We start from the raw sequence: 21,292 nt of genomic DNA on the forward strand, positions 1-21,292 counted from the left end.
CTATACTCGGACCCGAGGATCCAAGGCAATGATGATGTCGGCAATGAGATTCAATACGACATAGGCACATGCGGAAAAGATGGTGACGCCTAGAATGGCCGGGTAATCCAAGGATACGACTGCTGTAGCAATATAATTGCCGATGCCCGGCCAACTGAATATCGCCTCTACCAGGAATGTGTTTACCAGGGTATAACCTATGGAAAGGGCCACTACTGTGGCGGTAGCACCTAATGAGTTTTTCAAGGCATATTTCCACAGCACGATCTTTTCTGACAAGCCATATGACCTGGTGGCCTTAATATAATCCTCGCTTAAGATTTCTACCAGCGCGGAGCGGGTCATCCTTGCTACCAATCCCAAAGGATAAAGGCCGATCGTCACCGCGGGCAAAATCATATGTAAAAGGGCATCCTTCAATAAAAAGAAATTTCCTGTAATCAGGCAGTCGAAAAGCAGGAAACCGGTAATATGGGGGACTTGGTAAAGGATGGTAAGTTTGGTGGACAACTGTCCGCCCAGTGGTAAAATTTCTAAGGACCGGTAAAAAATTAGCTGTAAAAAAAGGGCCACCCAAAAGGTGGGCAGGGAAACAGCACCGACTGAGAAGAACCTGCTAAAATGATCAATCCATGAGTCTTTTCTCTTTGCCGAAATCAGCCCCAAGGGAATACCCAGAAAAGTGGCGATCAGCGTAGAGAGGATAACCAGCTCCAGGGTAGCAGGCAGATAGCTTTTTAGTTCTGTCGTTACCGGCTGGTGGGTTCGTAAAGACCGTCCCATATTGCCCTGGAGCAGATTAGCCAAATATTTCTCAAATTGGATGTAGACAGGCTTATCCAGACCTAGTTCAATTACTGCAGCTTTAACCTGTTCGGGGGTGGCCTTGGGACCTACCCACTGGGCGGCGGGGTTGGAAGGCACAATCCGGGTGAGTACGAACGTGGTCAATATGACGCCAAATAAGACAAATACACTAAGGAAAAGCCTTTTCACGATGTATGACTTCAATCTTTCACCCCCTAAAACTGTTATGGAGTTATCCCATAACTCCATAGCAGCTTTTCCCCATTCTTTCTATTCCCGGTAGGCGTCATAAAACCAAACTACGTTGCTGTAAACCGGGTTATATACGTGGCCTTTAAAGGATTTATTGAGCACGTAAACATATTGCTTATCGCCGGCATAAATTACCGGAGCATCATCCAGCAAAATTTCCTGAGCCTTGATAAACATTTCTGCGGCTTTTTCCCTGTCAAGACCGGAAATACTATTTGCCTCATCGATCATCTGATCAAACTCCGGATTCTTATAATAATCCAGATTGAAAAAGATTTCCTTTTCCGTGTGAAATAAAGTATATAACCAGGAATATGGACTGGGCAGATCCGGCCACCAGCCCATCAAAAATACATCCTGCCTGTCCTTTGGATCAGGGTTTTTCGATTTTGCCCACTGGCTTTCCCAAGGCATAGCCTGGACTGCCAAATCAATATTTAATTTTGCCAGCTCCGCTTTGTACAGTTCTGCAATTTTCCTTCTTTCCTCATCTCCGGATTGATAAGTCAGCTCCAGTTGAAAGCCGCCATTGGGATAGCCGGCTTGCGCCAAAAGCTCTTTGGCCTTAGTCAGGTCGTATTGATATTGAAAGAGCTTGTCGCTATGACCCCACATGCCTGCAGGAATAGGTCCGGTAGCCCGTTTCGCCAAATCCCCGAAGGCATACTTAATGACATCGTCATAGGGAAACGCATAGGAAAGGGCTTGCCGGACAGTTTTATTGCTGAGAATTTCATTTTCGGTATTGAAGAAAAGCATCATATTTTCAAATGAAGGCAATATTTTCACGATCACATTGGAATTGTCTTTCAGGCTGGCTAAATCTTCTGCCGGGAGGGTCATGGTGATATCGGCATCTCCTTTTTCCACCAGCTGGCGCCGGCTTGAGGTTTCCGCATTCTTTGCCACCACGGCTTTATCGAAATGGTTCCCTTCCCACCCTTGCCAATAATCGGGGAATCTGGTCATGACCACTTGTTGTCCCATGGTTTGGCTTTCCAGCATATAGGGACCGGACCCGGCTTCATGCCCTTGGGACAGCCAGTCATCCGGTTGTGCAGAAACGGTTTCCGGCGACATGATAAAAGCACAGGTACTTGAAGAGACAATCAAATCCAAAGGAGCAGGACTCTTTAGCTTAAATTCCACCTTGTAATCGTCAATCACATTAACCTGTTCCACCGGGTCCCAAATATAGGACAATCCTTTGCCCAGCCGTTTGGTCCTGTCCACGGAGAATTTCACCGCTTGGGCATTTACTTCGCTGCCGTCGTGAAATTTTACCCCTTTTCTGATCTCAAAAGTCCATGTCAAACCGTCTTCACTTTTGGTATAATTTGTGGCCAGGACATAAATAAATTTGTCTTCTACAGGGTCATACCGGAGAAGGGTTTCGTAAATATTGTTCATAACTATGTAGCCGCTTGATGATTCAACGGAAGGGTCCCAATCGGTGACCGGCTCGGAAAAATAAGAATAATAAGCAATTGAAGGCTCTTGGGTATCGCCCCCGGTCTGGTCGCCACCACCGCATCCGGATAGGAGGGTTAAAATTAAGGTCAACATCAAACATAAAATAAATCCTTTGGCAATGATACCTTTTTTCATTGTTCCACCTCCATACTATTTTGGGCTCCTGCTCCCCTTTACGCGACATTTTATTACCTTTTTTTGCTTGTCTCGGGCATAAACAGACTAATTTGACAATTTAAACAATTATCCTTTGTAATAATTACAAATATCAAATACACTTTTTGTAATATTGTTTATATATTATTGATGATAATGATCCGGGAAGGATCTTCCAAAACGCCATCAAGAAATTCTTCCCGGATAAAGGGGGTAGCCTTATTTACCAAGCTTTTTCGCTAAATTAACAATCTTCTCAGTGGGTCCGACCACCACACCTTTGTCCAGAAGCTGGGCACCGTCGATCCACACGGAACAGTTGAGGTTGATGCCGTCGCTGTGTGTAGCGGCAGGGAGACCGCCGGGAATATCAGGGAGCATATCGTCCGAAATATTACCGAAGCCCCACTCCGTGCAGCCCCATACCCGTTCATCTTCCACAATGTCGCCGGAAAGCAAAGCACCGGGGCCAAAGCCATAACAGATATGGGCCAGACGATACATGCCGGGATCGTGGTAGCTCCTCAGCCAGTCCGCGAATACCTTATGTTCGGTACCTTCGCCAGAGATGTGGGTGATGAAGCCTTTTTCGATTTTCAGTTTGACCGGATTGCTCAACTTGCCCAAGGGAGGTGTGAGAGCACCATCGATGACCATCGTGCCGTTGATCGTATCGAATTCAGGGCACCAGCCGATTTGGCCGGGCATCATGTCAATTTTGCCGGGCTCGGTAATATCACCGCAGGAGCAGTCCACACCACGCAACGGGGAATTGGTAAAAGTCAGGTCGGTACCAGCCGGACTGGTAATGTGAAAGTTTTTGCCCTCCTTCGTAATCGTTGTAACTTCCCACATAAATTCTTTCAAGGCAGCCAGGTCCACTCTGCCGATGTTGCGCATCAGCAGTTCGGGGTTAGCACCGTTCAGACAAATGTAACGCGGCCGTTCGTGGGCAGGACGCTGAAGTGCCCGATCATAAACTGTAGAATAAATCATCCACATATAGTTATATTCGATCCAGATATCGGCATTGGCGATGGCGGCAGCTAAAGGCTTGATAGGCGTGTCGATATCACCGGCTTTTGCCACCCCGCGGGGCGTTTCCTGACGCAGAACCAGAGGGTGCATACCCAGCATCACTGCCGCCTGCGCAGTGGCGTTAACAACATCCATATGGGATTTTGTATCGCAAGTAATCGCGACCGTCTCACCGGGCTTACCACCAAGAATCTCATTGAGTAGTTTGTAACAAACTTTCGTCAACTCAAAATCATACATTTCAGCTACCTCCCTAAATTATTAAAATGATATTGCCCATACCAACAAGATCAAAAAGCTTGCTGCACTTCGGTAATAAGGTAAAGCTAACTAATAATTTGACCATTTAAACTGATATCCTTTGTAATAATAACAAAAATACCATGCAATTTTTGTAGTTTTGCTTTATTATTAATTCAAGTAGAATTCTATCCTTTCCGGTATGGAGGTGCCGCCAAATGTCCGTAACCATTAAGCATGCTTTAGAATTGGATGTCATGAAAAACGCCAAAATCATCGCCGGCGGGTCAGGTATAGGCCGGGTCATCAAAAGGGTCAGCTTTATCGACTCCCCAATCGAGGCCGGTATCTTAGATTTGGATGGAAAATTTCTCATACCGGGTGATTTCTTTATCAGCAGCTTCTTTGCCGTAAAAGACAACCTGGAAAAAATGCTTGAAATTGTAAAAGTATTTTCCTATACCTGTTCCAGCGCATTATGCATCATAAATCAATATCTGACTGAGCTGCCCCAAGAAATACTAGATTATGCAAACGAGCATAGTTACCCCATCATTTTGGTTGATAAGGATGTACCGTATGGAGATATCATTAGAGACATCATGTTATTAATCATACGCGATCAGGAGGATACGATCTTAGAGTTAAAAATAAACAACCTTTTGGAATTAGATTCAAATAGCGATGAGGCAGAAAAAGTTATCTTAGACATTAATAAACACTTTAAAAGATATGTGATGGCATTGAACTGCAAATGCTCTAATTTTCATCTGGAAAAAAACAAATTAGACTTTCTCAAAAACACCATTAATAACATAAAAGAATGGATGTGCTTGAACTACAAAGATACGATTTTAATCATTATGACCTTCGACAGGTATCCCAAAGACAATATCACCGCCAAAACCAAATATGCCATCGAGCAGATAAAAAGCATCCACAGCGGGTTTGTGATAGGTATCAGCAACCTGCATAGCCATCTTGGGCAAGCAAACAGAAGTATCACAGAGGCCATTATCGCTTGTGAATCACATGAAACGATCGGCCATGACATCATCTATTACAAAGAACTGGGAACATACAAACTATTAATGCCTTTAAAGACTAAATCAGAACTACGGGAATTTCATGATGAAATCATCCTTCCCATCATGAACTATGATATGAATTACAAGAAAAACCTGTTGGAAACTGCCATATGTTTTATTGATAACGACGGGAATTATTCCAAAACAGCGAATGAGATGTTTCTTCATGAAAATTCAATTAGATTTAGAATCAATAAAATAAAGGAAATCCTGAACATGCATGACAGGAACCTCATCTTCTATGAACAGTTATCCATTGCCATAAAGATATACAAAATTTTTAAATTAAATTCTTAAAGAAAATAAGGATTCCCTCATGACAATTTTATTGTAGTAATGTAGTAATAAAGAGATATAAAACCATACCGAAAAAGCGAGAGAGCAATCACGCTCCCTCGTTTTTTGTTTGCTTTTAAAGTTGTCCTTATATAAGCGGTTGCAATGATTCTAGTGTTATTGAAACCAATTATAATTTCCGGTCTCAATCAGCTTTTTATGTTAGTCTGGGAACGGATCTGGATCAAACCAGACTATATTTAGGGGTTTATGGCTCCATGAATGTGACTGATTACAACCAAGGTACTGTTTTTGAAATTGTTCCATGATGCATAATGACTACTTTCCGGTTTTGACTACCGGCATATCGCAGCGGTGCAAAATCCCCTTGGAAAGCGCAAAGCAGCCGAGCGCAGCAATCAGTTCCCATATCGCCAGTATCCCAAGCCCAATATAGACGCCGATCCCGCCAAACATGCTGCCAATAACCAGGGCCGCAATCAAGCCGGGCAGCATGATCACGATGACCGCAATGGTGTAAATAAAAATCAGAAGCCCCGCGCTGATATCGGCTTCCGTCCAGCGCAGCGACAGGTAGTTGATGCCCAACAGCAGGAAAGAAAACAGCGTGAATACTACAATAGTCAGCGCGATAAGCAAAACGGGCTCTCCCAGGATAATGCCTGCGATAGAGAATATCGTCAGACTTTCCACCAGGACCTTAAACACGAGTTCCAAATTGCTCCAGACGATTTTACGAAAAGAGCTGTCGGGGATGAGGTATATATAATGCATATAAAGCTCTTTGAGTCCCCGCCCCGTTCCGATGGAAAAAATCTGCATCCACATCAGGATTTGAAGAAGAATCAAAAGCGCGTTGCCTTTGCCTCGCATAAACAGGGCCAAAACAGCCGTGCCCAACACCGTGATGACGGAAGACACGCCCCAAAGGCCCAGCCGGTTGGCCCGGAAGGATTCCCTCAAGTGTTTATAAAAAACAGCGCTTGTCCCCAGCCCGCCTATTCCGGTTTTGGAAACCTTTACTTTTTTCTTCGAGGAGGCTTCTGTGTTGAGCTGGCCTTCGGAGACGGTGCGCTTTCTCTCAAACGCGGTTTCCGTAGCCACAAGCACATCTTCGTAATAATCAGGGTTACTCAAGGCGATATACAGGATCAGCAGCACCCCGGTCAGCACAAGGAGCCCTAAAAACATCAACCCCGTTCCGGTATCGCCGGAAATAAGAGAAACAACACCTTCGGATGCCCAGCCCCCCACCGGAGTCCAGGAGAAAACTGATGAATGCAGCGCGTTCTCAAGCGCCGGAAGAGGAGCGTCTGTCTTGAAAAATTGGAAACAGATATAAGCTGCGAGAGGAAGAAATGCGGCGGCGGAAATGAGCTTGACTGCGAGTTTTCGTTTGGGCTTCCCGTTCGTCAGGCTGTATATAAAGAGCGACAGGATTTGGAGCAGACATACGGCGAGAATGAAGCCAAGCAGTATCAGCAACACCGCATCGTATCCAACACCGAAGCCGTTGCCGAGAGAACTGCTTTGGAACAGAATAAAAAAGCCTGCTAAAAACGCCATCTTTGTCATGCGGACGATTCCATACATTAAAATCAAACGCGGGCTGACAGGGGATACAAAAAGCAAATTTACGTCGCTCATCTCGAAAATCACGTCGCCGTTGGACAACCCCTTTTGTATGGCGGTCACGATAAAAAGCAGTATAAACAGGAAGAAAATACCCTTGAGCCAGACGATATCGTAGGCACCGTTCGAATTCTGATTTGTAAATATGGAAAGGAGGAAAAATCCTACGACCATTGCGACAACAAGTATCCACAAAATCAGTTTCGCCGGCTTTCGCAGGAGTTCCAGAAAGCTGTTTTTTACGCTTCTTGTCAGCAGAAAGACAAGACTACTCATTGGGCGTTTCCTCCCGCTTATGTCCTTCCGTAATGTCGAAATACACATCTTCAAGGCTTTGGCCTGTTTTGATTTCCTCGCGGCGGCAGACGCGCTCAATCCGACCCTTAACCATAATGTAGGTCACGTCCCAGTTTTCCTCCATGCTTTCGATCATATGCGTGCTGACAACGAGCGCGCAGCCGCTGTCCCGCAGCTGCCACATGACCGCTTTCAGTTCCCGGATCCCATGGGGGTCGAGGCCAACGAGGGGTTCGTCAAAAATGACGGCCTTGGGCTGCGGAAGGAGCGCACAGCACACGCTTACCTTCTGCTGCATCCCTTTTGAGAGCTCTTTGCCTAACTTCATTTTTTTGTCATCCATCTCGAATTGGTGCAGCAGCTGTTCCGCTCTTTCCTCCCAAGCAGGCAGGCGGTACGCCTTCGCAACGAACTCCAGATGCTCAGAAACCGTCAGCATCGGGTACAATACGGGAAACTCCGGGACATAACCCAAAAGCCGCTTTGCCTCCACAGTATGGTTCTCATGTCCGCCGATGGTAATTAAACCCTCAAAGCGAAGAAGACCGCAAATAGACTTTATCAAAGTGGACTTGCCCGCGCCGTTTGGGCCGAGAAGCACAGCAAGCTCACCGCTGCCAACCGACAGGTCGATGTTGTCGTTTGCAACCAGTTTTCCGTATTTTTTTGTTATACCTTGAGCGATAATCATAAAATCTCCCTTACTGAAGCAATAATGTAATAAAATCTGTCGGCGCCGTTCATATAAGCTATTATAGCAGGTATTTCTGTATAACGAAAGACATAGCTTCCCCTTGGCGGAAGCTATGTCTTTCGTTATGTCGGGGAAGGGACTTGAACCCCACGGCTGCGCCTCACTAGAACCTGAATCTAGCGAACAGGATCCGATAATATTTAGCGGAAAACGGAAACCCCGTCCCATGCTGGTCCCCGGAAACCGTCTTTTCTCTTTTAACGTTTCTGCACAAAAAATTTGATCGCCGTTTTTACTTCTCCATTGATGACGATATCATTGAACGCAGGAACAAAAACCAGATTGATTCCGTTCGGAGCGACATACCCTCTGCTGATGGCAATTGCTTTGACAGCCTGGTTTACCGCACCAGCGCCCACAGCCTGTACTTCCACTTTTCCTTGGGCTTTGAAAGCTGCTACCAGTGCGCCTGCCACGGCTTTCACATCTGAATCCGCCGCTACTCGTAAAACCTCCATACCCCTTACCCCCTCACCATACTCAATTTGCCATCAGCGCTACAAACTCCCTCAAAAATTGATTTTGGGAGATGGTCCAATCAGGTCCATCCCCATCCATCCGGGAGATACCGACGGTACCTCTCTCCAAGTCGCTTCTCCCCATAATTTTGATGCGGTCCAGATGAAAAAATTTTTTCAAAAATTCCATATTTCTTCGATGCTGGCCTGCGATGATGGAGCAATCACGGGGAGATACCCATAACACAATCTGAGCAGCTGTCTCCCGGGCCAAAAATCCTTTTACCATCATCTGAATCTGCTCCCTGGCCAGCGCAGATTCCACCAACTCGCCAAAAGCAGGATGAAAGGGGCCTGCTGCGACCTGGACGCCGGTTTGAATCTCTCTCGTAGGCTGCAGGCCAATACGAATCACATGAACGCCGGACAAGCAAAAAACAGCCAGCATATCTCTGCTGATTCCAACTGCTTCATCCAAACTTAAAGGATGGTATTTTCCTTCTAGAAAAAGTTTATGCAGGGGTGTCTCTTTTAGCACCAGGGTAGGATAAATTCTTGCCAGATCAGGTCCCAGGCGGGAAATTTCCCGCGCGCCCCGGAGACATTTTTCCCGGTTGTCTCCCGGCAGCCCGGGCATGAGCTGGACCCCGATCTGAAAGCCTTTTTCTTTCAATAAAGAAATCGCCTGATAAACATCTTGGGCCCGATGACCCCGGCCGGACCTTTCCAGGACTTCGTCGTCCAAAGACTGCACGCCCAGTTCAATGGTACCGACCCCCATAGAACGCAAAAAGAGGAGAATGGAAGCATTGATATAATCCGGCCGGGTGGAAATCCTGATCCCGGAAATTTTCTTCTTTTTTAAGGCGGCAAAAGCAGGGGTCAAAAAATATCTCTGCCAGTCCAGGGGCAAGCCGGAAAAACTTCCCCCGTAAAATGCAATTTCGGGAAGAGATTCCTCTTCCCAATCATGAATAGCTTTCTCAATATCTTCGGCTTTCGGATAACCGGACTCTCCCGAGACATGATGCTGATTACAGAACACGCATTGATGGGGGCAGCCTAAATGGGGAATAAAAAAAGGCAGAATATGTTTATGCTCATGAATCATTGCTTTCACCATGGAGATAAGGCCGCCAGACATCCATGTCCTGCAGCGCGGCTTGGGCCGCCTTTTGCTCCGCTTCCTTCTTGTTACGGCCCCAACCCCTGGCTAAAAGCCGTTCCTTGAACTTAACCCCGGCCAAAAACTTTTTATTGTGATCCGGTCCCGATTCCTCCAGAATGATATAAGACACGCCTTCTCCCCCGTGCTTTTGGGTTAGCTCCTGCAGCATGGTTTTATAATCGCCGCAGTCTTTCAGGTCCAGCCCCCGGACAATATCCTCCAACCAGTTAATGACCAGGCTTTTCGCCGTTTCAATGCCGCAACCGAGATAAATGGCGCCTAACAGGGCCTCAAAGGCATCCGCTAAAATGGACACCCTGTCTCTGCCCCCGCACATTTCCTCTCCCCGTCCCAGCAGTAAGTACTCCCCCAGGTTTAATTCCCTGGCCCGCTCTGCTAAAAAGCTTTCACAGACAACGGCCGCCCGCATTTTGGTGAGATCCCCCTCCGGACGTTCCGGAAATTGATGATACAAATAATCTCCCACCACCAGCCCCAATACGGCATCGCCCAGAAATTCCAAACGCTGATTATGGATCAGCCCCTGCTTTTTATGCTCATAGACAAAGGTGGGATGGGTCAATGCTTGATTTACCAAATCATAGCTTTCCAAATCAATATTCAGACTGGCCAGCATTCTTTTCAAATCTTTGATGCGGTTCGGATTCATGATTCTTGCACCTTCTGTGTACATTAATATTCTATATTATTGCCATACCCCATGAATAGTAATCGGTTTCCGGGAAAAACAGATTCCTGTTTCATCGCAGCATCGATGCAAAAACCAGGTCCCGGCAAGCGGACCCGGCTTTTACATCCCAAATGGAGAAACAAATCTATCCTGCTCACATATACAGCCAACTGGGGACAGTCTCTCCCCCTCAATCAAAAATGGCAGAGTAAAGGCCCGGTACCCGGAAACCGTCTTGAGCAATCCAGGGCTCTTAGAACCTCCGAAGCACAATGGTGGCGTTATGGCCGCCAAAACCTAAGGAATTGGACAGCGTCACATTTACTTCTGCCTGTCGCGCCACATGCGGTACATAATCCAGGTCGCATTCCGGGTCCGGGGTGTCCAGATTAATGGTGGGAGGAATCACCCCGTTGTTGATGGCCAGAACGCAAGCAATCGCTTCCACCGCTCCGGCAGCTCCCAAGAGATGTCCCGTCACCGACTTGGTAGAACTGACGGCAACTTTTTGGGCGGCAGAACCAAAGACCTTATGAATGGCCTGTGTTTCTCCTTTATCATTCAAATCGGTGGAAGTGCCGTGGGCATTAATATAATCCACCTCTTCCGGTCTCAATCCGGCATCAGCAAGAGCCTTGGCCATCGATTGGGCAGCCCCTCTTCCTTCGGGAGCCGGTGCGGTAATATGGTACCCATCCGCGGTGGCGCCATACCCGACAACCTCCGCATAAATTTTTGCCCCCCGTTTTTGGGCATGTTCTAAGGACTCTAAGATGAGGATTCCAGCCCCTTCGCCGATCACAAAACCATCCCGGTCCCGGTCAAAAGGCCGGCTGGCTTTCACAGGCTCTTCATTCCGGGTGGACATTGCTTTCATGGAACAAAAACCGGCTACGGACAAGGGTGTAATGGGGGCTTCCGTTCCCCCGGAAAAAATAATGTCCGCATCGCCCCGCTGGATCACTTTAAAGGCATCCCCGATGGCGTTGGTTCCCGAGGCACAGGCCGTAACAATGGTTTCATTAATGCCGTAAGCCCCGAGAGCGATGGAAATCTGTCCGGCAGCCATGTTGCTGATCATCATGGGCACAAACAGGGCACTGACCCGGCCCGGCCCTTTTTCCAGCAAGATCTGCTTCTGGTCCTCCATTGTTTCTACCCCGCCAATACCGCTGCCCAGAATCACACCCACCCGGTTGCCGTCAACCTGCTCCATATCCAAACCGGCGTCCTCTACGGCCATTTTGGCCGCTGAGACTGCGAATTGGGTATAGCGGTCCATGCGCCGGGCCTCTTTTTTGTCAATATAGACAGTCGGGTCAAAGTCTTTTACTTCCCCGGCAATCCGGGTGGTAAACCCGGTGGTATCAAAACGGGTAATGGGACCGATTCCGGAAATGCCATTTACCAGGGAATGCCAAAACGTCTCCTTATTGTTTCCAACCGGTGAAATCACACCGATTCCAGTTACTACAACACGGTTTTTCAAATTGTCGTCGCCTCCTTCGCTGGCAAACCAGCTAATTCTGCTTTGATATTTTCAAAAATCTTCTTCACAGGCAAGATTTCTTTAATTCGTTCCACTTGTTCCCCGCAAAATACCAGGGCATTGTCGATATTTCCCCGTTGGGCATTGGCTAAAGCGTCCAAAATGCAGAAGTTTCTCCCACACTTTTTGAGACAGCCGTCACATGCTTCAGGAGACAAATCTTCATTGTTACATAACCGGTCCACAAAAACGTTTCGCAGGCCTCTTCCCGGCAACCCCACGGGACTTTTAATCACAACCACATCTTCGTGCTTTGCGTTCAGATACATCTGTTTAAAAGCTTGAGAGGCATTGGATTCAACACTTGCCGCAAAGCGGGTGGCCATTTGTACCCCGTTTGCCCCCCAGCGAAAAGCCTCGGCAATGTCTTTCCCATCAATAATACCCCCCGCGGCAATTACCGGAATATTTACTGCCTGCCTCACTTCCGGCACAATCTCCCTAACTGACCGGTCCGTACCTAAGTGTCCTCCGGCCTCTTTTCCTTCTACAATCACAGCAGCAGCCCCTAATTTCTCAGCGATGGAAGCAAGTTTTGCCGATGACACCATGGAAACAATGGGTGTATTTGCTTCGATTCCCCATTTATACATATCCCGGGCTACTCCTGCTCCCGATATCACTAAATCAATGCCTTCATTTAAAGCGGTTTTAACTAGAAGGGCAAAATCCCTCACCGCAAACATTACATTAATTCCAATCACCCCAGAAGAAAGGCTTCGCGCCGCCCGAATCTCCTTCAATAATTCTCCCGGCGTCATACCGGTGGCGGCGATCACACCAATTCCCCCTTCATTGGCTACCGCTGCGGCTAACCGTGAAGTAGAGATACGAACCGCCATACCGCCTTGAATAATCGGTATTTTGGCTACTATTTTATCAATTATCAGCGCAGGTAATTGCATCACTATCCCCCAATCCTATTCCGGTAACCCTTATTTTGAAAAATCCCCGTAGTGGAGCTACGGGGATCTTAATTTACTTAAGCTTTTTGTTTCTCCTTAATGTACTCAACAGCGGCACCAACAGTGGTTAATTTCTCGGCATCCTCATCGGGAATTTCCAAATCAAATTCCTCTTCCAGAGCCATAATCAGTTCCACTACATCAAGGGAGTCTGCATCTAAATCCTGAAATGAAGTCTCCATCGTCACTTCATCTTCATCTTCCACACCAAGTTGGTCGACAACAATTTGTTTAATTTTATCAAATACTGACACGTGATCACCCCCTTTCAAAAATAGATCAAACTTAATTCATGACCATGCCACCATCCACAGCAATAGTTTGACCCGTGATATATGCTGCTTTGTCGGATGCCAAGAACACTACAAGCTCCGCTACATCCTCAGGTTTGCCCAGTCTCTGCAGAGGAATCTGTTTCAGCAACGCTTCCTGGGAACTCTCAGGAAGATTTTCCGTCATGGCGGTAGCAATAAATCCCGGTGCTACGGCATTTACATTAATATTCCTGCTTGCCACTTCCCGGGCCAAAGACTTGGTAAAACCAATAATTCCGGCTTTGCTGGCAGCGTAGTTTGTTTGACCCGCATTGCCCATCAAACCAACCACAGATGCGACATTTACTATTTTGCCATATTTCTGTTTCATCATTAATTTAACCACGGATTTGCAACAATGAAAAGTACCCTTTAAATTAATGTTGATCACCGCATCCCAGTCTTCCTCTTTCATGCGCATCAAAAGGTTGTCTCTGGTAATGCCCGCGTTATTGACCAAAATGTCAATGCGCCCAAAATACTCAGAAACTTCCCGCATCATGGATTCCACTTCTTCGAAGTTGGCCACATCCCCTTTGACACTCAGGGCCTGGCCGCCGGCCTTTTTGATCAGGGACACCACTTCCTCGGCCTCTTCCTGATTGCGGTCAAAATCCACATAATTTACCGCCACCCGGCAACCCTCTTGGGCCAGTTTCAAAGCAACGGTTCTGCCGATGCCGCGAGATCCTCCGGTTACTAAAGCCACCTTGTCCTCTAAACCCATTTTAGCCACACTCCTTTAAAAGTGCAAGTGCATTTTCTAACGACGGGGGATCTTCCACGTTTAAAATACAGGCATTTTTGGCGATCTTTTTGATTAAACCGGTCAAAACTTTTCCCGGGCCGATTTCAATAAAGGTATCGACCCCTGACGCTTCCAGAATTCTTATGGAATCTTCCCATAACACCGGACTGTTTACCTGGTTCGTTAAAGCATCAATAATATCGTTTTTATCCTGGATGATTTGAGCATTGATGTTGGCTACTACCGGAAGGCTGGCATTCTTGATTTCCGCCGTGCTAAGCCGTTCCGCCATAGCCGCTCTGGCCGGCACGAGAAGGCTGGAGTGAAAGGGACCGCTCACAGAGAGCATGATCGCTCTTTTCGCCCCCATCTCTTTCGCCATTTCCACTGCTTTTTCCACGGCAGGGGTGCTTCCGGCGATCACCACCTGCCCCGGGCAGTTAAAGTTGGCCGGTTCCACCACGCCATATGCACCAGCTTTGGCACACAAGGCCTGAATCTGCTCCGGAGACATGCCCAAGACCGCAGCCATGGTCCCTTGCCCGGAAGGGACGGCCCGCTCCATCGCTTTTCCCCGGAAGCGGACTAAGCGTACAGCTTCAGAAAAGCTGAGGGCGCCGGCTGCGACCAGGGCAGAATATTCTCCCAAGCTGTGCCCAGCTACAAAATGAGGCACGATTCCTGCCTCCTGAAGCGGACGCAAACAGGCAACACTTACCGTAAGTAAAGCCGGTTGGGTATTGTATGTTTTTCTTAATTCTTCTTCCGGTCCTTGCCAGCACAGGCCGGTCAAAGAAAACCCCAGCACCCGGTCGGCCTCTTCAAAAACAGCGGCGGCCTGGGGATATTTTTCCGCCATCTCCTTTCCCATGCCCACATATTGGGAGCCTTGACCGGGGAAAACAAAGGCTATTTTACCCATGTTGTACCTCCTTTCATTTCTTCAAAAAATCATCCTGATCATGATTTAGTATTCGTGTTTCTCATCTGTTCCCCGGTTCCCGGAAACCGGTACCCGGATCCCGAATCATTCTATAATTTCTTTAAACGCCCCAGCACCTCTTGGGCTTGGCTCATAATCTCTTCAATAATTTCTCTTGCCGGCTGAATTTTGTGCACCATCGCCGCGACCTGACCGGCCATCACCGAACCCATCTCCACATCGCCGTCAACCACCGCAGCCCTTAAACGGCCGATGCCCAAATTGTCCAGTTCTTCCAGAGAACTATTTTCTTTGATCAGTTTATCATATTCCCTGGTAAGCTTATTTTTAATCACCCGGACAAAATGACCTTCGTACCCGGTGAGAATAGTATCTCTTTCTTTGGCCTTAATCACCGCCTGTTTATAATTTTCATGGGCGGTACACTCTGCTGCGCAGATGAACCGGGTGCCGATTTGCACGCCGGAAGCCCCCAGGGCTAAAGCCGCCACTAAACCCCGCCCGTCATAGATGCCTCCTGCCGCAATTACAGGCACGCTGACGGCATCTACCACCTGGGGAACCAAGGCTAAGGTAGTAATATCCCCTACATGGCCCCCGCATTCCATCCCTTCCGCGATAAAAGCATCCGCCCCGGCCCGTTCCAATCTTTTGGCTAAAACAGGAGAAGAAACAACCGGAATCACTTTCGTGCCAATTTCCTTCAGAGCGGGCAGATGTTTTCCCGGATTTCCCGCCCCGGTAGTGACTACCGGCACCTTCTCTTCTATAACAACTTTGATCGCTTCCTCTAAGTAAGGAGAAAGATAATACACGTTCACACCAAAAGGACAGTCCGTTGTTGCTCTTGCTTTGTGAATTTCCCTGCGCAAAATCTCAGGAGGAGCATTTCCTGCGGCAATAATCCCCAGACCTCCTGCTTCAGAAACGGCGGCAGCCAGCTCTCCCGTAGCCACCCAGGCCATCCCGCCTTGAATAATGGGATACTTAATATTGAGCAAAGGGCAGATTCCTGTGTCTAATAACATGTTTCACCTCCATCAAACTACTTCCACCATTTCAAAACCATGGATCCCCAGGTCAGCCCTGCTCCAAAACCCACCAGCACCAGAATATCGCCATTTTTCAGTTTCTCTTCCCGGTAGGCTTCATGTAAGGCAACAGGAATGGACGCGCTGGACATATTCCCATATCTGTCCAGATTCACATAGGCTTTCTCCATGGGGAGACCCAAGCGCCGCATCGCCGCATCCACAATACGCATATTGGCCTGATGCGGAATGACATAACACACCTCTTCTTTAGACAATCCTGCTTTTTCTAAACTTTTTAGGGCGGCATCTCCCATCACGCGCACGGCAAACTTAAATACTTCGTTGCCGCTCATGTGCAGATAATGGAGGCCCTGGGCAACGGTCTCCGCACTGGCCGGCATGGCCGCAGCCCCGGCCGGTACTTTCAGCAAGTCTCCCCCGGCGCCGTCTCCGCCCAGATGGAAGGAAAGGATGCCCCTTCCTTTTTCCACCGGCTGCAATACAGCAGCTCCAGCCCCATCTCCAAACAAAACACAGGTATTCCGGTCCTGCCAGTTCACCACCCGGCTTACTGTTTCCGCGCCCACCACCAGCACCTTCTCATAAGCACCGCTGGCAATGAATTGGCTTCCTACCGCCAACCCATAAATAAAGCCCGAACAAGCCGCTTCCAGGTCAAAGGACGGTTTTCCCTTCACCCCCAGCTTTTCCTGCAAAATGCACGCGGTAGCAGGGAAGAGCATATCGGGTGTACAGGTGGCCACAATGATCAAATCCAGCTCCTCGGCGGATATGCCGGCATCTTTCAGGGCATCTTGCGCGGCCCGGTAAGCTAAATCCGAAGTCGTCTCGTTTTCCGCCGCAATATGCCTGTGTGAAATCCCGGTCCGCTCCTTAATCCATGCGTCGCTGGTGTCCACTATTTTTTCCAAATCAACATTAGCCATGATGCGTTCCGGGACGTATGAACCCAGGCCTGCAATGCCCACGGATCTAACTTCCATTATTTATCTTCCACCTTCCCCGCTCATAGACTCTTCAATCTGATCGATGAACCGTCCCGCCACACAATCCCTGGCCACCCGGACGGCATTCTGGATCGCCCGGGCCTTGGAACTGCCGTGGCAAATAATGCTTACCCCTTTGACACCTAAGAGAGGGGCACCGCCTACCTCGGCATAGTCCATCATTTTCTTGATCTTTTTCAATCCGGGCATTAATAAGGCTGCTCCTATCTTGCTTCTGAGATTGCTTTCAAATTCTGATTTTAACAAAGAAAACAAGGAGGTGCCCAAACCCTCGGATAACTTCAATAACACATTTCCCACAAAACCATCACATACCGCTACATCATAATTGCCGGCCGGGATATCCCGCCCTTCAATATTTCCCACAAAATTCAGGTTGGCTTTTTTTAATAATTGGTGGCCTTCCACCGTGACCTCATTCCCTTTTCCCTCTTCTGCTCCGTTGGAAATCAGGGCCACTCTGGGATGGGCGATTTTTAAGATCACTTCCGCATAAGTCTTGCCCATCACGGCAAATTGCACCAGCTGTTCCGGCTTGACGCTGGTGTTCGCCCCCACATCGAGAATTACTTTTCCTCCCTGCAAGGTGGGAAACACCGTGCTGATCGCCGGACGATCAATGCCTTTAATTCTTCCGAACTGCAGTAAAGCTGCCGCCATTTGAGCAGCCGTACTTCCTGCCGAAACCACCGCATCCGCCTGGCCGTCTTTCACTAGCTTCGTGGCCACCCAAATGGAAGAATCCTTCTTGTTTCTCAACGCTTCCACGGATTCATCCATCCCCATCACACCGGCCGCATGGCAGATCCGAATGTTTTGGGGAAGTTCCGGATAAGCTTTTTTGAGCACCATCTCATGACCCACCAACAACAATTCCAGCTCCGGAAACATTTCCGACGCTTTCAGCACACCGGAGACGATCTCTCCCGGAGCATAATCCCCACCCATCGCATCAACGGCAATTTTCACAATCACGGCCTCCTCAGTCCCTTTTACACCTTAAACCGGTGATCTTGAACGGATAATACGATTTGTGCCTTAAAAACAATTTCTTGACCCACCTTGGAATGGACTGAAACTAAAAAAGTAGTGCCCCTTTGCCCTTTCACCATGGCCTTAGCCACAATCTTTTCATGCAGATAGACCGATCTTTTATAACGGATGCGGGCACTGCCCGTCAAGACAACTTCTGCCCCGATCACAGCAACCGCAAGGGAATTGGCCTGGGCAAACAAATGGTGGCCCCGGGCGATTCTGGTCTTTTCCAGTACCATATCCTCGGTGATTTCCAAAACAGAAATCCCGCTTTTATTCAGTTCCAAATCAACAAGTTCTCCAACTACTTCGTGAGTACTTAAGGCAGTAGGATTTTGCAAAGCATCCCGGGCCACATGCTTCACCCTTTCCCGGACTTCAGGTATCCCTAGGATTTGCCGGTCCAGGCGAATGGTGGGAATACTCACGCCCAGAAAGCGGGACAATTCTTCGTCCGTCACAAAAAGATTTTCCTCTATGAATTTACTTAAACGCTGATGCCTTTTCAACCGGCCCTTTTGTTTGATACTCACAAATATCACCTTTTAATAATACTAAATATTATTACCTGGTTATAAAATATTATAACGAAATTGGCAAGAGTATGCAAGAAAAAGCGCATACAAAAATACGCGCTTTTTTTCAGTTTCGGAATGGGAAAAAACAAGAGCCCGCTTCCTGGTTTTTTATAGCCTTATTTACCGCATTCTCGAAAACAGTTCCGGGCATCCCCTTTTGCCCGGTAGAGGGCGTCGTCGGCGAGGTTTAATAATGTTTCCGGCGGCATTTCCCCGGTGGGAATGAGCGCCGCTGCCCCTACCGACACCGTCACCCGATCCTTTACCGGGGATGCCCTATGGACAAGATCAAGGGCTTCCACATTGGCCAACACCATTTTGGCGATATGGACTGCCCCATTTAAAGCGGTTTCCGGCAGCAAAATGACAAATTCTTCTCCCCCGTAACGGGCAACCAGATCCCGGGGCCGCTGGACGGCCTTCTGAAGAGCTCCCGCCACCAGCTGCAAGCATTTGTCCCCTTGCAAATGCCCATAGGTATCGTTATATTTCTTGAAATAATCAATATCCACCATGAGAGCGGACAAAAAAACGGCGGAACGGACCCCACCGTGCCATTCTTTCTGGTAGATCTCATTAAAAAATCTCCGGTTGTACAAACCGGTGAGGGAATCGATCTGGGAAATTCTCTTCAGCTTACGGGACAAAGTATTTAATTCACCCTGCATCAGATCAGAGATGCGGACCATACTCCGCATCTGCTTCAACAGTTTTTTATACTCCTCCAGTAAGGCCCGGTAGTGGTTTTCCGCCACAGGAGACTCAAATACCTTGGACAGCAGCAGCTTCTCCCCGTTGGCATAGATCTCGTCTTCTTTGACAAAGATATTGTCCATGAAGCTTACCCCCGAATGATAATATTAAAAGGAAGCTTTTTAATATCCTCTTTGAATTCTTCTCCGCATTCGATGACCGTATCGTTTTTTTTGTCGCAATGCCAGTTGACACTGATCTTTTTGCCATTCTCCACCGCCTTGTCCAGCAGGTCGAAAATGGTCATAAAAACTTTCGACGTGCTGCTGTTGAAATATAGAATCTCAAAATCCACCCTTACTTCTTGGCGATCAATCCCTTCGATAAAGTCTTTAATCCAGTTCAAAATCGGGGCATAGAACTTGGCCGGGTTTTCCGGAAAAGATTCTCCCCGAATGGATAGTATGTTTAAGCCGGCATCCAAGACAATGTGCGGTGTCGACTGGGTTTTCTCAATGATCAGATTTTCCATTTTCTTACCTCCCGACGACGACTTTTGTACTGAAAAATGAAAACTCATCATCAATATTCGTAAAAGAATATTCCAAAGGCTTTCCCGCTTTCCGGGCGATTTCGATCAAGCCCAGCCCGGCGCCCTTACTCCCCGGCTCCGGGTCCATGCGGCGCCGTTCCTTATACAAAACCTTCAGTTGATCCTTGTTTAAGTGCCGGATGGATTCGATTCTGTCTCTCAACGGGTCAATATCACGGTTATAAACCCGGTTGCCGCAGTAAATAAAATAATTGTGGTCATCCTCATGGCCGATCGCCACGATCCCTACCCGTAATTCGCTGTCTGATTCCCGATCATCATCCAGTTTCTCGGCGGAATAATTTAAGATGTTTTGTACCTGTTCAATAAAAATGGAAAATACGGCCTGAGCTGCCGAATTCCCCGCGTCTTCATACTCCAGGTTGCGGCGCAGGGTTTGGCTTACTCCTTCAATACTTGTTTGGGCAATGGGCCCGCTGTAACAAAACAACATATTTTTCGTTTTTAAGTCTTCGTAAAAATCATACAGGTTAATCTGCATGAATCGCTGCCTCCTTAGCCAATGAATATCCCCGATCATAAGTAAATAATATCACAAGGGTAGTACAAAAACTCCAATTTTTTTTAAGGTTTTCTATTTTTTTCTGAACCTTTGCGCCCAAACAGAACAAAACTTGATCGTCCTCCTGTTCCTTCCTTGTGCCAAAAAAAATGCACCTGTTTCCAGGTGCGTTTTTTTATTCAGCTTTGGCTACAACTTCTTTTCCTTTATAATAACCGCATTCCGGACATACATGGTGCGGCGCTTTAAAGGCATGGCACTGCGGACATTTAGACAAAGACGCCTCAGCGATTTTCCAAGTGGCCCGGCGCATTCTTTGATTGGCCTTAGAGGTTTTTCTCTTCGGTACTCCCATTGACAACACCCCCTTCGGTAGAACTCTCTTCAAAAAACTTTTTCAGGGTCATGAAGCGCGGATCAATAGACTCGGAAACACACCGGCACGCAGCAAAATTCAGATTCACACCGCATTCGGGACAGAGCCCTTTGCATTCTTCCCGGCATAAAATCTTCATGGGCAGTTCCAGGAGAATCGTCCGGGAGACCTGGGAAGTAATGTCAATCTCATCCCCTTCAAAAGGGTAAATTTCTTCATCCTTTTCGTCAGAGATCAAATTTGGCTGGTTCGAGAATGTTTCCAAAAAAGGGGCCTGAACCTGGTAAGGTACTGCCTCCATACACCTGCTGCACGGCAATTCAACGGTGGTCGTGACATGACCCCGGAAGACCAGTGCTGCTCCGGTATTTTCCACCTGCCCGGAGAATTTTACCGGCGCAAGCAGTTTAATGGCATCCTCCCCGATGGATAGAACAGGCAGAAACTCTTCCAGATCAACAGGCATAATTTTTCCGGAAATGTTTTTAACCTTACTGACCGCAACTTTCATGTTTTCACCCCATAATTTGGGTTGTAGGCAAACCTATGGCTAATTATATAAA

23 protein-coding genes are annotated in these 21,292 nt (G+C 47.7%); 1 reads left to right on the forward strand and 22 read right to left on the reverse strand.

What is annotated here, in order from left to right; translation table 11 throughout:
* From DCMF_RS07520 to DCMF_RS07530, 3 genes are all read right to left on the reverse strand, one after another.
* A complete protein-coding gene (locus DCMF_RS07520) occupies positions 1–1,011 on the reverse strand; it encodes an ABC transporter permease (protein WP_148133860.1) in 1,011 nt (336 codons plus the stop codon).
* A 66-nt stretch (positions 1,012–1,077) separates the two neighbouring features.
* Positions 1,078–2,667: an ABC transporter substrate-binding protein gene (locus DCMF_RS07525; RefSeq protein WP_148133861.1), complete on the reverse strand. Its 1,590-nt coding sequence runs from the start codon at positions 2,665–2,667 to the stop codon at positions 1,078–1,080.
* A 240-nt stretch (positions 2,668–2,907) separates the two neighbouring features.
* Positions 2,908–3,966 (reverse strand): 2,5-dihydroxypyridine 5,6-dioxygenase NicX family protein, encoded by a 1,059-nt coding sequence (locus tag DCMF_RS07530; protein ID WP_148133862.1) that lies wholly within the window; start codon positions 3,964–3,966, stop codon positions 2,908–2,910.
* Between the two features lie 218 nt (positions 3,967–4,184).
* Between DCMF_RS07530 and DCMF_RS07535 the strand changes: the two genes are divergently transcribed.
* Complete coding sequence (locus tag DCMF_RS07535) at positions 4,185–5,351, forward strand: PucR family transcriptional regulator (protein WP_148133863.1); 1,167 nt, start codon at positions 4,185–4,187, stop codon at positions 5,349–5,351.
* A 318-nt stretch (positions 5,352–5,669) separates the two neighbouring features.
* On the opposite strand, the gene DCMF_RS07545 is transcribed toward DCMF_RS07535, so the two are convergent.
* The 19 genes from DCMF_RS07545 to DCMF_RS07635 all read right to left on the reverse strand — a co-directional run bounded on the left by DCMF_RS07545 (position 5,670) and on the right by DCMF_RS07635 (position 21,240).
* Positions 5,670–7,259: a putative ABC exporter domain-containing protein gene (locus DCMF_RS07545; protein ID WP_148133864.1), complete on the reverse strand. Its 1,590-nt coding sequence runs from the start codon at positions 7,257–7,259 to the stop codon at positions 5,670–5,672.
* A complete protein-coding gene (locus DCMF_RS07550; RefSeq protein ID WP_148133865.1) occupies positions 7,252–7,971 on the reverse strand; it encodes an ABC transporter ATP-binding protein in 720 nt (239 codons plus the stop codon). The genes DCMF_RS07545 and DCMF_RS07550 overlap by 8 nt, the downstream gene beginning before the upstream one ends.
* Before the next feature lie 260 nt (positions 7,972–8,231).
* Complete coding sequence (locus DCMF_RS07555; protein WP_148133866.1) at positions 8,232–8,492, reverse strand: stage V sporulation protein S; 261 nt, start codon at positions 8,490–8,492, stop codon at positions 8,232–8,234.
* A gap of 22 nt (positions 8,493–8,514) precedes the next feature.
* Positions 8,515–9,636: an elongator complex protein 3 gene (locus tag DCMF_RS07560; RefSeq protein ID WP_148133867.1), complete on the reverse strand. Its 1,122-nt coding sequence runs from the start codon at positions 9,634–9,636 to the stop codon at positions 8,515–8,517.
* On the reverse strand, positions 9,593–10,330 hold the full coding sequence (rnc, locus tag DCMF_RS07565) for a ribonuclease III (protein ID WP_214659179.1): 738 nt from the start codon (positions 10,328–10,330) through the stop codon (positions 9,593–9,595). The genes DCMF_RS07560 and rnc overlap by 44 nt, the downstream gene beginning before the upstream one ends.
* 274 nt (positions 10,331–10,604) lie before the next feature.
* The gene (fabF, locus tag DCMF_RS07570; protein ID WP_148133868.1) at positions 10,605–11,840 is read right to left on the reverse strand and encodes a beta-ketoacyl-ACP synthase II; all 1,236 of its coding nucleotides are present in this window, start codon (positions 11,838–11,840) and stop codon (positions 10,605–10,607) included.
* The gene (locus tag DCMF_RS07575; RefSeq protein ID WP_148133869.1) at positions 11,837–12,805 is read right to left on the reverse strand and encodes an NAD(P)H-dependent flavin oxidoreductase; all 969 of its coding nucleotides are present in this window, start codon (positions 12,803–12,805) and stop codon (positions 11,837–11,839) included. Before DCMF_RS07575 ends, fabF begins: the two co-directional genes overlap by 4 nt.
* A 77-nt stretch (positions 12,806–12,882) precedes the next feature.
* Positions 12,883–13,119, reverse strand: a complete 237-nt coding sequence (gene acpP / locus DCMF_RS07580; RefSeq protein ID WP_148133870.1) for an acyl carrier protein — start codon at positions 13,117–13,119, stop codon at positions 12,883–12,885.
* 31 nt (positions 13,120–13,150) lie between these two features.
* Positions 13,151–13,906 (reverse strand): 3-oxoacyl-[acyl-carrier-protein] reductase, encoded by a 756-nt coding sequence (gene fabG, locus DCMF_RS07585; protein ID WP_148137785.1) that lies wholly within the window; start codon positions 13,904–13,906, stop codon positions 13,151–13,153.
* A 1-nt stretch (position 13,907) separates the two neighbouring features.
* Complete coding sequence (gene fabD / locus DCMF_RS07590; protein ID WP_148133871.1) at positions 13,908–14,849, reverse strand: ACP S-malonyltransferase; 942 nt, start codon at positions 14,847–14,849, stop codon at positions 13,908–13,910.
* 110 nt (positions 14,850–14,959) lie between these two features.
* A complete protein-coding gene (gene fabK, locus DCMF_RS07595; RefSeq protein WP_148133872.1) occupies positions 14,960–15,898 on the reverse strand; it encodes an enoyl-[acyl-carrier-protein] reductase FabK in 939 nt (312 codons plus the stop codon).
* Between the two features lie 17 nt (positions 15,899–15,915).
* Positions 15,916–16,908 carry a beta-ketoacyl-ACP synthase III gene (locus DCMF_RS07600; RefSeq protein ID WP_148133873.1) on the reverse strand — a complete coding sequence of 331 codons (993 nt, stop codon included), beginning with the start codon at positions 16,906–16,908 and terminating at the stop codon, positions 15,916–15,918.
* A 3-nt stretch (positions 16,909–16,911) separates the two neighbouring features.
* On the reverse strand, positions 16,912–17,901 hold the full coding sequence (plsX, locus tag DCMF_RS07605; RefSeq protein WP_148133874.1) for a phosphate acyltransferase PlsX: 990 nt from the start codon (positions 17,899–17,901) through the stop codon (positions 16,912–16,914).
* 23 nt (positions 17,902–17,924) lie between these two features.
* Positions 17,925–18,500: a transcription factor FapR gene (gene fapR, locus DCMF_RS07610; RefSeq protein WP_148133875.1), complete on the reverse strand. Its 576-nt coding sequence runs from the start codon at positions 18,498–18,500 to the stop codon at positions 17,925–17,927.
* A gap of 161 nt (positions 18,501–18,661) precedes the next feature.
* Positions 18,662–19,381, reverse strand: coding sequence for a diguanylate cyclase (locus DCMF_RS07615; protein ID WP_148133876.1), 720 nt, complete (start codon positions 19,379–19,381; stop codon positions 18,662–18,664).
* A 5-nt stretch (positions 19,382–19,386) separates the two neighbouring features.
* Positions 19,387–19,770, reverse strand: coding sequence for a DUF1987 domain-containing protein (locus DCMF_RS07620; protein ID WP_214659180.1), 384 nt, complete (start codon positions 19,768–19,770; stop codon positions 19,387–19,389).
* 4 nt (positions 19,771–19,774) lie between these two features.
* Positions 19,775–20,332, reverse strand: a complete 558-nt coding sequence (locus DCMF_RS07625) for a SiaB family protein kinase (RefSeq protein ID WP_148133878.1) — start codon at positions 20,330–20,332, stop codon at positions 19,775–19,777.
* Positions 20,333–20,528: 196 nt separating this feature from the next.
* Positions 20,529–20,708, reverse strand: a complete 180-nt coding sequence (gene rpmF, locus DCMF_RS07630) for a 50S ribosomal protein L32 (protein ID WP_148133879.1) — start codon at positions 20,706–20,708, stop codon at positions 20,529–20,531.
* Positions 20,680–21,240: a YceD family protein gene (locus DCMF_RS07635; RefSeq protein WP_148133880.1), complete on the reverse strand. Its 561-nt coding sequence runs from the start codon at positions 21,238–21,240 to the stop codon at positions 20,680–20,682. Before DCMF_RS07635 ends, rpmF begins: the two co-directional genes overlap by 29 nt.
* Positions 21,241–21,292: the final 52 nt, after the last annotated feature.

Origin of the sequence: Candidatus Formimonas warabiya, from assembly GCF_002777255.1 — a bacterium.
GTDB classification, from domain to species: domain Bacteria; phylum Bacillota; class Dehalobacteriia; order Dehalobacteriales; family Dehalobacteriaceae; genus Formimonas; species Formimonas warabiya.